Annotated in this window: 12 protein-coding genes; 4 read left to right on the forward strand and 8 right to left on the reverse strand. The window is 67.6% G+C overall.

Features of this window, described 5'->3' with window-relative positions; genetic code table 11:
* Positions 1 to 30 precede the first annotated feature (30 nt).
* Entirely contained in the window at positions 31 to 1,965 is a 1,935-nt protein-coding gene (kefC, locus tag CDN36_RS14130; RefSeq protein WP_287497038.1) for a glutathione-regulated potassium-efflux system protein KefC, read from the reverse strand.
* A complete protein-coding gene (gene kefF / locus CDN36_RS14135) occupies positions 1,965 to 2,726 on the reverse strand; it encodes a glutathione-regulated potassium-efflux system oxidoreductase KefF (protein ID WP_287497039.1) in 762 nt (253 codons plus the stop codon). The genes kefC and kefF overlap by 1 nt, the downstream gene beginning before the upstream one ends.
* Positions 2,727 to 3,036: 310 nt before the next feature.
* Here kefF and CDN36_RS14140 point away from each other — a divergent pair, with 310 nt between their 5' ends.
* Positions 3,037 to 3,330 carry a hypothetical protein gene (locus CDN36_RS14140; protein WP_287497040.1) on the forward strand — a complete coding sequence of 98 codons (294 nt, stop codon included), beginning with the start codon at positions 3,037 to 3,039 and terminating at the stop codon, positions 3,328 to 3,330.
* Positions 3,331 to 3,345: 15 nt separating this feature from the next.
* Here the strand turns inward: CDN36_RS14140 and CDN36_RS14145 are convergent, their stop codons facing one another.
* The 6 genes from CDN36_RS14145 to CDN36_RS14170 form a co-directional block, all read right to left on the reverse strand.
* Positions 3,346 to 3,810 carry a cupin domain-containing protein gene (locus CDN36_RS14145; protein ID WP_150554633.1) on the reverse strand — a complete coding sequence of 155 codons (465 nt, stop codon included), beginning with the start codon at positions 3,808 to 3,810 and terminating at the stop codon, positions 3,346 to 3,348.
* A 201-nt stretch (positions 3,811 to 4,011) separates the two neighbouring features.
* Positions 4,012 to 5,445 (reverse strand): branched-chain amino acid transporter BcaP, encoded by a 1,434-nt coding sequence (bcaP, locus tag CDN36_RS14150; protein ID WP_287497041.1) that lies wholly within the window; start codon positions 5,443 to 5,445, stop codon positions 4,012 to 4,014.
* Between the two features lie 712 nt (positions 5,446 to 6,157).
* Positions 6,158 to 6,907 (reverse strand): SH3 domain-containing protein, encoded by a 750-nt coding sequence (locus tag CDN36_RS14155; RefSeq protein ID WP_287497042.1) that lies wholly within the window; start codon positions 6,905 to 6,907, stop codon positions 6,158 to 6,160.
* A gap of 240 nt (positions 6,908 to 7,147) precedes the next feature.
* On the reverse strand, positions 7,148 to 8,254 hold the full coding sequence (locus CDN36_RS14160; protein WP_150554630.1) for an S-(hydroxymethyl)glutathione dehydrogenase/class III alcohol dehydrogenase: 1,107 nt from the start codon (positions 8,252 to 8,254) through the stop codon (positions 7,148 to 7,150).
* Between the two features lie 192 nt (positions 8,255 to 8,446).
* Positions 8,447 to 9,136: a cupin domain-containing protein gene (locus CDN36_RS14165; protein ID WP_287497043.1), complete on the reverse strand. Its 690-nt coding sequence runs from the start codon at positions 9,134 to 9,136 to the stop codon at positions 8,447 to 8,449.
* Between the two features lie 191 nt (positions 9,137 to 9,327).
* Entirely contained in the window at positions 9,328 to 11,049 is a 1,722-nt protein-coding gene (locus CDN36_RS14170; protein WP_287497044.1) for a putative bifunctional diguanylate cyclase/phosphodiesterase, read from the reverse strand.
* 484 nt (positions 11,050 to 11,533) lie between these two features.
* On the opposite strand from CDN36_RS14170, the gene yfiR reads away from it, so the two are divergent.
* From yfiR to yfiB, 3 genes are all read left to right on the forward strand, one after another.
* Positions 11,534 to 12,160, forward strand: a complete 627-nt coding sequence (yfiR, locus tag CDN36_RS14175) for a regulatory sequestration protein YfiR (RefSeq protein WP_287497045.1) — start codon at positions 11,534 to 11,536, stop codon at positions 12,158 to 12,160.
* Positions 12,161 to 12,372: 212 nt separating this feature from the next.
* Complete coding sequence (dgcN, locus tag CDN36_RS14180; RefSeq protein ID WP_287497096.1) at positions 12,373 to 13,623, forward strand: diguanylate cyclase DgcN/YfiN; 1,251 nt, start codon at positions 12,373 to 12,375, stop codon at positions 13,621 to 13,623.
* Positions 13,624 to 13,807: 184 nt separating this feature from the next.
* Complete coding sequence (gene yfiB, locus CDN36_RS14185) at positions 13,808 to 14,377, forward strand: outer membrane lipoprotein YfiB (RefSeq protein WP_287497046.1); 570 nt, start codon at positions 13,808 to 13,810, stop codon at positions 14,375 to 14,377.
* Positions 14,378 to 14,403 lie beyond the last annotated feature (26 nt).

A 14,403-nucleotide genomic window follows, 5' to 3' on the forward strand; every position in this document is an offset into this window, starting at 1 on the left:
CAGTTCGCCCCGCGTGCGAGGACGGCGTCGTCAGGCGCCGGGCTCGTTTCCGGACGCGTCGTGCGAGCCCGGCCGGGTCTGTGAGTCTCGCGAGGTCCCGGCGGCCGACGGGGGTATCGGCGTGGCGTCCGGCGCGCCGTCGTCGTCCCACCCGAACGTGACCTGCCGTTGCGCATGGCGCTGTTCCCGTTCGCGCTTCATTTGCTCTTCGAACTGGCGGCGGCCCTCCTTCGCTGTCGCGATCATCTTGTTGCGGTCCTGGTACGACGGATACATTTCGTCGGTCAGTTGGAGGTTGGCGCGGCGAAACGCCATCGTCGCCTCGCGCGCCTCGGCTGCCGGCCAGCCGAGCGCTTCGAGCACCGAGCGGGCGCTGCGCAACGACGACTCGAAGACTTCGCGCTCGATGTGCTGCACGCCGCGATCGCGCAACTGGAACAGATGGCCGACGTTGCGCGCCCGCGCGACGATAGGCACGTGTGGGAAGTTCTCGCGCATCAGGTCCACGATTTCCAGCGACTGGTCCACGTCGTCCACGGCCACCACCACGGCGCGCGCGCTCGCCACGCCGGCGATGCGCAGCAGATCGAGCCGCGTGGCGTCGCCGTAGAAGACGCGAAAGCCGATCTGGCGCAGGCTCTCGATGGTGTCCGGGTCATGGTCGAGCACCGTGATCGACACGCCTTGGGGCACCAGCGCCCGGCCGACGATCTGCCCGTAGCGGCCAAAGCCGCAGATCACGACACTGGCCGATTGCGGCTCGGAGATCTCCTTCATGCGAGGCGAGCCCTTGAGGCTGTAGCGCGGCAGCAGCCACTTGTCGATGGCCACGAGCAGCAGCGGCGAGACGAGCATCGACAGCGCCACCGCACCGATCAGAAACGATGACACGGCCGGCGGCAGCACCTGCGGGCCGGCCGCCTGAAACACCACGAATGCGAATTCGCCGCCCTGGGCGAGCAGCAGCGTGAAGATCGGCCGCTCCTGATACGGCAGCCGCATCATGCGCGCCAGGCCGTAGATGGCCAGTCCCTTCACCAGCATGAAGCCCACGACCACGGCGATCATGCGCAGCGGCTGCGTGAGCAGTACGCCAAAGTCGATGCTCATGCCCACGGCAATGAAGAACAGGCCGAGCAGCAGCCCCTTGAACGGCTCGATGTCGGTTTCCAGCTCGCGCCGGTATTCGCTTTCGGCGAGCAGCACGCCGGCGAGGAAGGCGCCGAGCGCCATCGACAGGCCAACCCACTGCATGAGTGCGGCAATCGCGACGACCAGCAACAGCGACGCGGCCGTGAAGATCTCCGGTGTGCGGCTGTTCGCGATCCAGCGCAGCAGCGGGCGCAGGGCGAGCCGCCCGCCCAGAATGATGGCCGCGATCACGCCGACGATTTTCAGCGCTTCAAAGGCGCGCTCGGCACCGGTCATCACATGGCTGTCGACCGAGTCGGCGAGCAGCGGCAGCAGCGCGAGGATGGGGATGGCGGCCACGTCCTGAAACAGCAGGATCGAGAAGCCGGCCTGCCCGCTCGGGGTGGCGAGCAGATTGCGCTCGGCCATGACCTGCAACGCAATGGCGGTCGACGACAACGCCAGGCCGAGCGCGGCCACCAGCGCGATGCGCCACGGCGCGCCGAGCACGACGCCGGCTGCAAACAGCAGCACGGCGCAACCGAGCACCTGGGCCGAGCCCCAGCCGAAAATCGGCCGGCGCAGGTTCCAGAGGCGTCGTGGCTCCAGTTCGAGGCCGACGAGAAAGAGCATGAGCACCACGCCGAACTCGGCGAAATGCAGCACGTCTTCCACGCGCGAGACGAGGCCGAGTCCCCACGGGCCGATGGCAATCCCCGCCGCGAGGTAGCCGATGATCGCACCCAGGCCCAACGCCCGGGAAAGCGGCACGACGATCACGGCCGCCGCGAGATAGATGAGGCTGGCCAGCAACCAGGCGGGAACGTGTTCCATCAGGCATGCCTCCCGGCGTGGGTTTCCTGGTCCCCGGACGGCGAGGCGGCCACCGCGTCGGCAACGCCGGTCTGGCAGCGCGGACGGTCCGCCACGGGAATGTCTTCGCACTCGGGGGCCTCGGCCATCGAGATCAGCTCTGGCCATTGCGGATAGGTGGCGAGCCGTCCGGCGAACTCGCTCACGTGGGCGTCGAGCGCGGCGTCGTCACTGCGGCGCGCGCCATGGAAGACGTGCGGCGCCAGGAACCGCATGCCGCACAGCCGCGCCGTCTGCTCATATGGCGGCAGGAAGTCCGCGAAGTCGTGCCGGTTGTAGCCCTCGGGGCGGTAGCTCGCCTGCGGCCCGCCCGTGCTTGCCACGAGCCAGAGGTCCTTGTGGGCGAGGGCGTGGCCGCCGTGGCCGTAAGCCCACCCCCAGGACAGCACTTCATCGAGCCAGAGTTTTTGCAGCGGCGGCATGCTGTACCAGTAGATCGGGTGCACGAGCACGATCAGGTCGGCGTGTGCCGCGCGTCGCTGCTCGGCGGCCACGTCGATGCTGAAGTCGGGGTAGGTCGAATAGAGGTCGTTCACGTCGACGCCGGCGATGCTGCGGGCCGCGGCGAGGAGCCGCCGGTTGACGCGCGAGTCGCGCCAGCGCGGGTGCGCGACGATGACGTACACGCCACGCCCGGACGCGCGCCCGGTGTCGGCGGAGTCCGGGAAATGAGTCGGCAAGGGGGCTGGCAACGGAGCGGGGAAGGTCATGCGAGCGAGCATACCGCATTCGTCTGTCGCCCGGCATGGCCCCAAAGGCATGGGTTGATGCCGCGCGCCTTCGCGACACGCCGCTGACCTGCGGCGGGATTGCGGCTGACTGGCTTGCGACCAGTGCGACGCCGGCATGCGGCCGGCATCTCACAAGTTAAAGACTGCGCTGGCGAAAGCCGTTAAGCCTGATTAAGCTTGGGTGCCTTCACAGCGCTTTCGAGGGTCGCGATGCGCCGCCGGCGCATTGCCCATCCAGGGACGAACAACAAGTACCTTCGCGCCGGACCGGCTTCGCCGCAGGCACCGGCGCGCTACGAATATGTCGCCGCAAGCCTTTCGTACCGCCGTCAATCTCATCTATCACGGTCGCAACGTCGCGTTGACGCTGCTGCTCGTCGCGTTGCTCTACAACCAGACGTTCTGGGTGTTCGTGAGCGCCGTGGCGGCCGCGTTGTGCACCGGCGCGCTGCACGAGGCGGGACGCATGCCGCAGGACCACAGCCTGCCGCCGCGTCCGCTCGCCATTCAGGTGCTGCGCATTTCCGTGCCGTTGCTGCTCACGATGTTCGCGCTCGGCTACGGGGCGGTGTGGCTCAACCGAAATTTCGGCTGAGTCGCACGGCGTCGGTCACTTCACGAACTGGATATCGTTCGGGGCTTGCGGCGGCAGCTTGATCGCGAGCACCTTGAATTCGCCGCTCGTGTTCTGCGAGCCGGCATGCACGGTCCCGCGGGGGATCACGATCAGGTCGCCCGGATGCACTTCGCGCTGCTGGTCGCCCAGCCAGAAGGTGCCGCTGCCGGAAATCACGTATTGAATCTCGTCCGCCTCCTGATGCGTGTGCCGCGGCACGTTGCCGCTTTGCACGGCGACAGTGCCGTTGGGGGTGGCAACGAGTGTCTTCGTGCGCAGCGTGCCGACATTGGGCACGAGCTTGCCGATCTGATCGTCGGTCATGGCGCCGACGTCGATGATCTGCGCCGTGAGGGCCGTGGCCTGCGCGTTCGCGCTCGGCAGGAAATGGGAAGCGAGGAAGCCCGCAGCGAAAGCGGCGAGCGCGGCGGGTGCGACGAGCAGGGCATGGCGGCGCATGTTCTTTTTTTCCTTTGCAGGGATGTGAAGCCACTCAAACAAGGAAACCGCGGTCAACGACTTGCGGGATGCGGGAACACCCCGCCCGCCATGGAGGCGGGTGGGCATGCGCCGCAACGGGACGCACGGCGTTGCGGCGCGTGCCTGTGCCGGACTATACGCGCTCTCGCGCCGGGGCGCGAGGCCGGCAGGTGAGGTGCGTTAGGGCAGGGATTGCTCGGCGGTCGGCGCCTTCCGCGCGTCGTCCCGCTTGTGCAGCAGCGCGTTGCGGCGCGCGTAGGTAAAGTAGACGACCATGCCGATGGCGAGCCACACAATGAACGCAATCCACGTGGCCGCTTGCAGGTGCGCCATCAGGAACAGGCAAAGACCGGCGGAGACGAGGGGCACGACGGGCGCGCCCGGCACCCGGAACGCGCGCGGCAGGTCGGGACGCGTGCGGCGCAGCACCAGCACGGCGACCGACACGAGCGCGAACGCCGACAGGGTGCCGATGTTGATGAGTTCGGCGAGCACGCCCAGCGGCACGAAGCCGGCGATGACGGCAAAGACCACGCCGATGATCCATGTGCCGGCGAACGGCGTCTTGTGTGTCGGATGGATGCTCGAGAGCATGGGCGGCAGCAGTCCGTCGCGAGACATGGCGTAGGTGATGCGCGTCTGCCCGTAGGTCATCACGAGGATCACGGTGGTCATACCGAGGATGGCGCCCAGGTCGACGAAGCCCGCCACCCAGTTCTGCCCGGCGTACTGCAGCGCGAGCGAGACGGGATGATCGATGCCCGCAAAGTGGGCAAACGGCACGATGCCGGTCATGATGGCGGCCACGGCGACGTACAACAGCGTGCAGACGATGAGCGAGCCGATGATGCCGATGGGCAGGTCCCGCCCCGGATTGCGCACCTCCTCGGCGGCGGACGTGACAGCGTCGAAGCCGATGAACGCAAAGAAGACGAGCGCCGCGGCATTGAACATGCCGCTGGTGCCGAACGGCATGAACGGCGTCCAGTTGGCTGGCTTGACGTGCCATACGCCCACCGCGATGAACAGCAGCACTACGCCGATCTTGACGGCGACCATGAGGTTGTTGATGCGAGCGGACTCGCGCACGCCGTAAGACAGCACCCATGTGATGAGCAGCATGATCACGACGGCGGGCAGGTTGATGAAGGTGGTCTCGCCCGGCACGCTGCCGGGCGCCGCGGTGATGGCACTGGGCAGATGCAGGCCGAAGCCGGCGGCAAGCGACTGAAAATACCCGGACCAGCCCACGGAGACGGCCGACGACGCCAGCCCGTACTCGAGCATCAGGTCCCATCCGATGACCCACGCGACGATCTCGCCGAGCGTGGCGTAGCTGTAGGTGTAGATGGAGCCGGAGACGGGAATCGTCGAAGCGAATTCGGCGTAACACAGGGCGGCGAAGCCGCATGCGGTGGCCGCGATGACGAAGGAAAGGGTGAGGGCGGGGCCGGCGGTGAGGGCGCCGGTGCCGGTGAGCACGAAGATGCCGGTGCCGATGATGGCGCCGATGCCCATCAGGACGAGATCGACGGGGCCCAGCACTTTGCGCAGGCTGCCGGTACGGCTGGCAACCAGCATGCTTTCGATGTTTTTAGTGCGAAAAAGACTCATGACCTGCAAAAGGTTCCTGCAACGTATGCCGCTGGCGCTCACGTCATGCGCGCCACGGGGAAACTCACGGGAGACGTATCCCGCGACCTGGCTGCAAGGGCACCCCGGGCTTGTGGCCGCTCGTTCCCATGCCTGGCGGATCGCCGCAGGAAGGCGAGCTTCGTCCATGCGCCGACGCGGCAGGCGTGCTGGCCGCGCCATGGCGATAGGCAACCACGGCGTGCGGATGACACGCCGGGGCGGGACGAACACGATCGAGACTTACGGAGGATCCTGCCGGACTGTCGTGACCGTCGCGTCTACGCGTCGGCACACCGGAGAAAGGTCTGCTGAATGGTCTTGATTGATGCTGAATGCCCGGCACGCGAACTCGTGCGCGTCGCCCGGGCCATGGCTCGCTGTCCTGCGGTCCGGCCATCGGCGCCTGGTCGGCGCCTCCGCCTGGCCGGAATTGCACACATTTTAAGCGCTTTTGCGGATGCACGTGCAGCGGGCGCTGAATTTGGGGCCATATGCGCTGTATCGGCCATATCCGCCATATCCGCCATATCCGCCATATTCGCTGTATTGGCTGTGCCGGTCGTACAGGACGTCGCGGCGGCACCCCCTGAAACCGCTACCCGCGCATCGCTCCGTCGCCCTCGACCACCGCCCGCTTCCGCGGCTTGTCCTTTGCTTGTCCCTTGCTTGTCCCTTGTTGGACGCGGGCGTCTCATCGGTTCGGGCCGCCCGGGCCGTTGCCCGGCCGAGGGCCATGACCACCGCCATGACCACCACCATGACCACCGCCATGGTCGCCACGGCCCCCGTGTCCACCACTATGTCCGCCAGGCCTCGGGCCGGCGCCATGGCCAGGGGGGCGCCCCGGTCCCGGACCCGCGCCGTGGCCGGGCGGCCGAGGCGCCGGACCTGCGCCGTGACCCGGTGGCCTCGGTCCTGGCCCGTGGCCTGCGCCGGGCGGACGGGGGCCCGGTCCCGGGTAGTGGCCCGGCGGCCTCGGTCCCGGTCCGCCCCAGTGCGGCGGACGCGGCCCCGGCGGGGGACGGTGCCAGTACCGCTGGTCGTGATACCACGGACGATTGCGGTAATAGCTGCCCCAATACGCGCCGATGGAGAAGGTGACGATCGGCAACCCGATCATCGTGCCGTAGTTGAGCACCGGCACCGGACTGCCCTGATACGGGTAGCTCAGCAACCCGGCATAGATCCAGCCGCGCGTGCCCGGCAAGCCGATGTCGCACCATGTGTAGCCAGACAGGCAGCCATATACGGTCACCGGCATGCCGGCTGCGGCTTGCGCCACGACGGGATAGTCGGTCGCCGGGCCCGCGCGCACGTTGGCCGCCGAGTTGATCACCGCTTGGCCCGACTGCGCACACGCCACCTCCGGCGCAGCCGTCATTGCCATCGCCGCCATGGCGACGGCGCCGGCGAGGACGCGTGACAAGGTCCAATGGTTCATGTCGGTCTCCCTGTGTCGGCGGTGCGGCGCAACGGCGTTACCGTCACGCCGCGGCAACCCGGCCGAAGTCTTGATGTCCGGTTCGACCGACGCCCGCCATGGTGAGTTTTCAGTATCGTGTAACGAAACGCGACAGGAATATTGGCGTCTGTGACCGCACCCGGGCATCCGTGACTTCCGTCACCCGGGCGACTTCAGGCGGCGCGGGCGCCACGCCGCCATGCCTTCATTGCGCCGCGGTCAATACAGCACGACCGAGCGGATGGACTCGCCGCGCTTCATCAGATCGAAGCCTTCGTTGATCTGGTCGAGTCGCAGTGTGTGCGTGATGAGGTCGTCGATGTTGATCTTGCCTTCCATGTACCAGTCGACGATCTTCGGCACGTCGGTACGCCCGCGCGCTCCGCCGAAGGCCGAACCCTTCCACTCGCGACCGGTCACCAGCTGGAACGGACGCGTGCTGATCTCCTGCCCGGCCGCCGCCACACCGATGATGAACGACTGGCCCCAGCCCTTGTGGCAGCACTCCAGCGCCTGACGCATGGTCGTGACGTTGCCGATGCACTCGAACGAGTAATCGGCGCCGCCGTCGGTCAGCTGCACGATGGTGTCGACGACGTTCTCGACTTCCTTCGGGTTGATGAAGTGCGTCATGCCGAACTTCTTCGCGAGTTCGACGCGGCCCGGATTGATGTCGATGCCGATGATCTTGTCGGCGCCGACCATCCTGGCGCCCTGGATCACGTTCAGACCGATGCCGCCCAGGCCGAACACCACGACGTTAGCGCCCGCTTCGACCTTGGCCGAATAGACGACCGCGCCCACGCCGGTGGTCACGCCGCAACCGATGTAGCAGACCTTGTCGAACGGCGCATCGGAGCGCACCTTCGCCACGGCGATTTCGGGCACGACGATGTAGTTCGAGAAGGTGGACGTGCCCATGTAGTGGAAGATGGGCTTGCCGCCTAGCGAGAAGCGCGAGGTGGCGTCGGGCATCAGGCCGCGGCCTTGCGTACTGCGGATGGCCTGGCACAGGTTGGTCTTGCGCGACAGGCAGAACTTGCACTGGCGGCACTCGGGCGTGTACAGCGGAATGACGTGATCGTCCTTCTGCACCGTGGTGACGCCGGGGCCGACGTCCACCACCACGCCCGCGCCCTCATGGCCGAGGATGGCCGGGAAAATTCCTTCCGGATCCGCGCCGGAAAGCGTGTAGTAGTCCGTATGGCAGATGCCGGTCGCTTTGACCTCGATCAGCACCTCGCCGGCGCGCGGCCCTTCCAGGTCGACTTCTTCGATGGTCAGGGGCTTGCCCGCTTCCCACGCAATGGCGGCTTTGGTTTTCATGGCGATATTCCTCGTTGCAACGTCGTTCGGGGGATTCCCTTCGCGACGTACCATACCGCGTTCTACCGTCGAGCGCGAGTCCTCACGCGCCGTACCGCCGGAAAATGCGGCGCCGGAGGCAGGAATTGCAAGAGGTGAATTGCAAGACGCGAATTGCCGCGCGCATGACTTGGTCGCCGTCTTGCGCCGGGCTCAGGACGGACGCGCGGATGGCTCGTAGATCGTCAGCGGCCCGCAGTTTTCCTCGGTGACGAAAAACGCCAGCAGACGCGCGCGACGCGTGGGGTCGGGGTTTTCCGTCAGCGTGTGCAGCGTGCCCGGCGGCTCGAACCAGGTCTGGTTGGCGGTATAGGTGTGGACGGGCTCGGCATTGAGCTGCGATCGAATCGTGCCCTCGAGCACCACCGCCGTTACCGCCCCGGGATGGCGGTGCGCAGGCGCGTAGGCGAGCGGCGCAAACTCGACGATCGCCGTGGTCACCGACTTGCCCGGCGCGTTCGCCAACGGTTCGCACGACAGCGGCTTGAGCACCGTTGCCGGACGGGCCGCGGCGCCGTCACCGCCCGAGGTGCTCGCCATCGCGGCGAGCCGAGCGTCGGCAGCTCGCGACGGCGCGGGTGACGCCGAGAGCGGCGACGGCGACGAAGACTTCGCGGACGGCGCCGGCAGCGGCTCGGCAAAGCGTTGTACGAGCGCCTGATTCGCGCTCGTGGCAACGCTGCACAGTGCGTCGAGCCAGCCGGGCAGTGCGCGCTGCGCGGGCGGCGTGAGCGCCAGACCGAGCGCCGCGACGCCGAGCGCCGCGAGAGTGCCGGCAAAGCGATGCGCCGCCGGCGTCGACGATGATGGACTCGAGCGGGGTGACTTGGGCAAGGGCAGCATGGGATTCTCCGCAGGGACATAGGCTCAAGGCGTTCAGCTTATTGAGCCGATGTCCCGTCCGGTAGCGCCAAGAATCGACGTTCGGCCTGGGCCATGTCACGGCGCGAACATCGTGGTGCCCAAAGGGAAAGGGAAGGGAAAGGGAAGGGGAAGGGGAAGGGGGAGGGAAGGGCCCAGGGCCGGCGCCGGCCTCAGCGGCGGGCCCCGCTGCCGAGCGGCGCCACGATGTGATAGAGCCCGTGCATGTCGACGGGCCGCGCGAACCAGTAACCCTGCGCCTCGTCGCAACCGAGTTCGGCAAGGCGCTGCGCCTGCGCCTGCGTCTCCACGCCCTCTGCCGTCACGCGCAGGCCGAGCGAATGCGCCATGGCGATGACCGCGCTCACGATGGCCTGGCTCGGCGCATGTGTGAGCATGTCGCGCACGAAGCTTTGATCGGTCTTCAGGCGGTTGACGGGAAAACGCGTCAGGTAGGCAAGGCTCGCGTAGCCGGTGCCGAAGTCGTCCACGGCGATCTCCACACCGAGGTCGTGCAGCGAGCGCAGGCAGCCGAGGGCGGCGCTCGAATCGCCGAGCAGCACCGTCTCCGTGATCTCTATCTCGAGATGGGAGGGCTCCAGTGCGTGCGTGCGCAAGGCGCGCTCGACCATGGCTGCGACATCCTGCCGTGCGAACTGCTGCGCCGAGACGTTCACCGAGATGCGCGGCAAACGCCCGCAGCGGCGCAGCAGGCGGCTCGCTTCACGGCACGCGGTCTGCATCACCCATTCGCCGAGCGTGACGATCATGCCGGAAGTCTCGGCAATGGGAATGAACTCGGCCGGGCCGACCGCGCCGATGACCGGATGGCGCCAGCGCAGCAAGGTCTCCACGCTGCGGATTTCACCGTCGGGCAAGCTCACCTGCGGCTGATAGACGAGACGCAACTGCGTGTGCGGCTGTTCGTGCACGGCCACGCGCAACAGGCTCTCGAGTTCGTTGCGGCGTTTCGTCTGCGCGTCCATCTCGCTGCTGAAAAAGCGCAGGCCGCCGCCGTTTGCGATGGCGATGGACAGCGCCACGTTCGCGCGGCGCAGCAGCGTTTGCGGCGTGTTGCCGTGCGCGGGATAGCTTACCGCACCGATGCTCGCGTCGAGCGTCACGGCGCTATGGTCGACGTCGGCCCATTGCGCGAGCCGCGTCTGCAGCCTGGACGCCAGCATGCGCGCCGCGTCGCCCGTCTCGTTGGTAACGATCACGAACTGGCTGCCGCCCAGGCAGGCCAGGACGTCTTCCGGACCGGCCGCCTCGCGCAGACGCTCCGCGGCAATGCGCAGTGCAAGCTCGGCCGCGGGCGGCCCGAAGGTGCTGCGCAGCCGGCGAAGGTGATCGAGCTCGATGAGCATCACGCTCAGGCCGGCTTGCTGGCGAGCGCACCGGTGAATCGCTAGCTCGAGCCGTTCGTTGAGCAGCGTCTGGTTGGGCAGGCGCGTGACCGGGTCGTGATGGGTGACATACCAAAGCCGTGATGCCACTTCGACGTGCTGCGAGAGATCGAGCACGATGCCGACCCAGCGCCGCTCGCCCGGCACATGCTCGACGCAGGACAAGGCCACGCGCACGGGCAGCCAGCTGCGCGTGCGCGTGAGCAGATGCCATTCGTCGTCGTAAGGCACCGGTTCGCCGGACGACAGGCTGGCCAGCGCGGGCAGGCGGCGGCGCGCCAGTTCGGACGGGTCGAGCAGCGACAGAAAGCTGCGCTTGCCCAGCAGGTCGCCGGGCGGGTGGCCCGTGAGTCTTGTGAACGCCGCGTTCGCGCGCTCGAGCATGCCGTCGTCGTTGCAGACGAACATGGCGTAGGGTGCGCTGTCGAGCGCGGCGCGACTCAATTCGGCTTGAACGTCGGGTGCCCGACGAGGCACGGGCTCGTTCATGCGCGCGCGCCCCGAAAGCCGCCCGCAGCGGGGTTTCGGCACGTCATGCAACACCTCCCTGGCGTCGCCCTGCTTATCTCGAAAATCGAGCGATCGGCGCGCTCGGTTTCTCTTGTTTTTCAAAAGGTTATGCGCACCATTGTGCCACGTCGGAAAGTGCTGTGGACAAGGGAAAACGCGGGGGCGGGAGGGCTTTCCCAAACGTCTCGTCTCGCGCATGCTGTGCGTTGTTCCGACACACTGCGCGGCCTGTCGAAAATGATGGGGGAGTCGACCGCGGCGACGAGTCGTGCACGGAGCAATGGCGTCTTGGCGGCGGCTTGCCCATATGGCCGGCGAGCGAGCCCTTCGGTATGATGCGCCCTGACTCGAGCGGGGGCCCCGCGCAGTACCTCGGTCCGGCATGGCGGTGTGCACCCGGCAATATCGGCAATTTCGGCAAAGGAAAACAGCGTTGCATTGCGTCTGGACATCGGCGAGCAGCATGGCGGGACGTGACCGGCGGGAGCGCCGGCTGCGTCCTCGCGTGCACGTGCGTCTCGCGCTCGCCTGCGTTGCGCTGTACACCGGAGCGCTGATTGCCGTCGGGCCAGCCGTGGCGCAGACGGCGCAGACGGCGCAGGCGGCAGTGTCGGGCTCGCCGGCCGCGCCGGCAGCGAATCTCACGCGCGAGGCCAACGTGCGGCAGGTGGTGCTCGGCATCATCAGCTACACCCGCTGGCCGACCGCTCCCGCCAAGGTTCGCCTTTGCGTGAGCGGCAGCACCGATTACGCACGCGAGCTGCTCGCAGGACCATTGCCCAGCACCGGCTTGCCGGTCGAAGCGCTGCGCATGTCGGTCGCCGACCCCGCGATGGCTTCGTCGTGCGACGCGTTGTATCTCGGCGCCCTGAGCGACTCCGAACGCCGGCACGTGCTTGCCAGCATCGCCGGTCACCCCATGCTGACGATCAGCGAGCGCAATGACTCGTGCACACACGGCACGATGTTCTGCCTGAACGTCGATCCCGACCGGGTGACTTTCGACATCAACCTCGACACCGTCGCGCGCAGCGGCGTTCGTGTCCACCCCAACGTGCTGAAGCTGGCGCGAAAACCGGGGACACCATGACGACCCAACGCCCCCCAACCCCCACTCTGCCCCCCGGCCCCGGCGCTTCGATGGCCGGCCTTCTGACGCCGCTCGCCTCCGAGGCGCGGCCCGGCGCACCCGGTGTATCCAATGCGTCCGGCGCACCCGGTTCGGCCGGCGAGACGGCGTCCGCTGCCTCGAGCAGCGCGTCGCGCCAGGCCGCCACGCCGCCGCTCGACAGCCACGCGGCCATGCCGGGGGCGCCATCGCCGCGTCGCCGTCGCCGTCCTTCATTGCAAGGCGTGCTGCGACGCACGCACCTGCGCCTGGCCGTCTCCGCGGTGGTACTGGCCGCCGTCTCGCTCACGCTCGTGGCCTGGATCGCGCTGCGCGCCTACGCCGAGAACAATTTGTTGCTGCTCGGCCGCTCGCTCGCCTACACGGCCGAGGCGGCCGTGGTGTTCGGCGATCGCGTTGCCGCGCAGGAGGGCATTGCCGTTATCGCCAACGAGGAAGACGTGGTGCAGGTGCGGGTTCTCGACGCCCACGGCGCGCAATTCGCCCTGTGGCGGCGACCGGACGGCGGCACGCTCGCACGCGTGGAACGAACCGTTGCCGACATTGCCCTGCCCGGACCGGTCACGCTGCCGATCCGCCACGACGGCAAGATCGTCGGCCAGATCGAAGTGCAGGGGCAGGGGCACCAGTTCTTCGTATTCCTATTGAGCGGCGTGGGTGGCGTACTCGCGTGTCTGCTGGTAACGTTCGCGGTGGCGAACGTGCTTGCCAAGCGGATGCACCGCGACATCGTCAAGCCGTTGCGTGCGCTGGCGGAAGTCGCGCATGCCGTGCGCCGCGAGCGTGCGTTCCATCAGCGCGTGGCGCCCACGCCGCTGGCCGAACTCAAGGAACTGGGCGACGACTTCAACGCCCTGCTCGACGAGTTCGAGGGGTGGCAGAACCATCTTCGGGCGCAAAACGCCACGCTCGCGCATCAGGCCAATCACGATCCGTTGACCGGATTGCCGAATCGCGGGTACTTCGAGGCGCGTCTTGCCCAGGCGCTGAGCGACGCCCATGAACTCGGCACGCACGTCGCGCTGCTGTACCTCGACAGCGACCGGTTCAAGGAGATCAACGATCGGCTGGGCCACAATGCGGGCGATGCGGTGCTCGTGGCGATCGCCGAGCGTCTGCGCCAGCCGCTGCGCGAAGGCGATCTGGTGGCCCGGCTCGGCGGCGACGAGTTCGCCGTGATGCTGCCCGGCGTGCGCCAGACGTCGAACGCCGTGCGGCTCGCCCAAAGCCTGCTCGCGGCAATGGAAAAGCCGATCCCGCTGCCCGACGGCAGCGAGGTCACCACGTCGATGAGTATCGGCGTGGCGTTGTATCCGAATCACGCGAACGATGCGCCGGGACTGTTGCGCACGGCCGATGCCGCCATGTATCAGGCCAAGCGGGCCGGCGTCGGCACCTGGCACGTCGCAAAGCATCTCGCATGAACTGGCATGAACTCGCGTGACCTCGGTTGGCTCGCATGAGGCCTCGCGCGGCAGCCAGATCGAGTATCACCATAACTATAAATGACGACCGGATCACACATTGCAATGGGGACTTACCGTGGACTTCGCTGTTGACACTCACCGCCTGCATCGCACGCCAGCCGCGCGCGCTTTGCACCTTGTTATGAGCCTCGTGGTGCGCTTCCTGGTGCGCCTCGTGGTGCGCGGCGTTGTGCCCGTCGTCGGCCGACTCGCCCGCCTGGAAATCCGGGCGCGCCGCTTCGTGGCACTTGCCTGCCTCGTGGGGCTCGGCGCACTGGCCGGCTGCCAGACCACTCCCGTCCACGGCCTGAGCGCCGAACAGATCGCCGCTCTCAAGGCGGAGGGCTTCGTCGAGACTGACGAGGGCTGGGAGTTCGGCATGGCCGACACCGTCCTGTTCGATACCGACAAGTTCGTGGTGCGCGATGCCGCGCGCCAGACCGTCACTCGCATCGGCCGCACGCTGGTGAAAGTCGGACTGAATGACGTGCGCGTGTACGGCTATACGGACTCCGTGGGCAGCGACGTCTACAATGAGCAGCTCTCGGCGCGTCGCGCCGAGGCCGTGGCCGAAGTGCTGGTCGACGCCGGCATGCGTCGCGCCGGAATCCAGACGATCGGTGCAGGCAAACGCAATCCGGTGGCCGATAACAGCACGCCGGCCGGACGCGCGCAGAATCGCCGCGTGGCGATCGTGATCTCGACGCGCTGACGTCCCGCCACCCACGGCCCGGCCCC

The sequence above is a fragment of the Pandoraea sp. CB10b_02 genome (genome assembly GCF_002216225.1).
In the GTDB taxonomy this organism is placed as follows: Bacteria; Pseudomonadota; Gammaproteobacteria; order Burkholderiales; family Burkholderiaceae; genus Pandoraea; species Pandoraea nosoerga.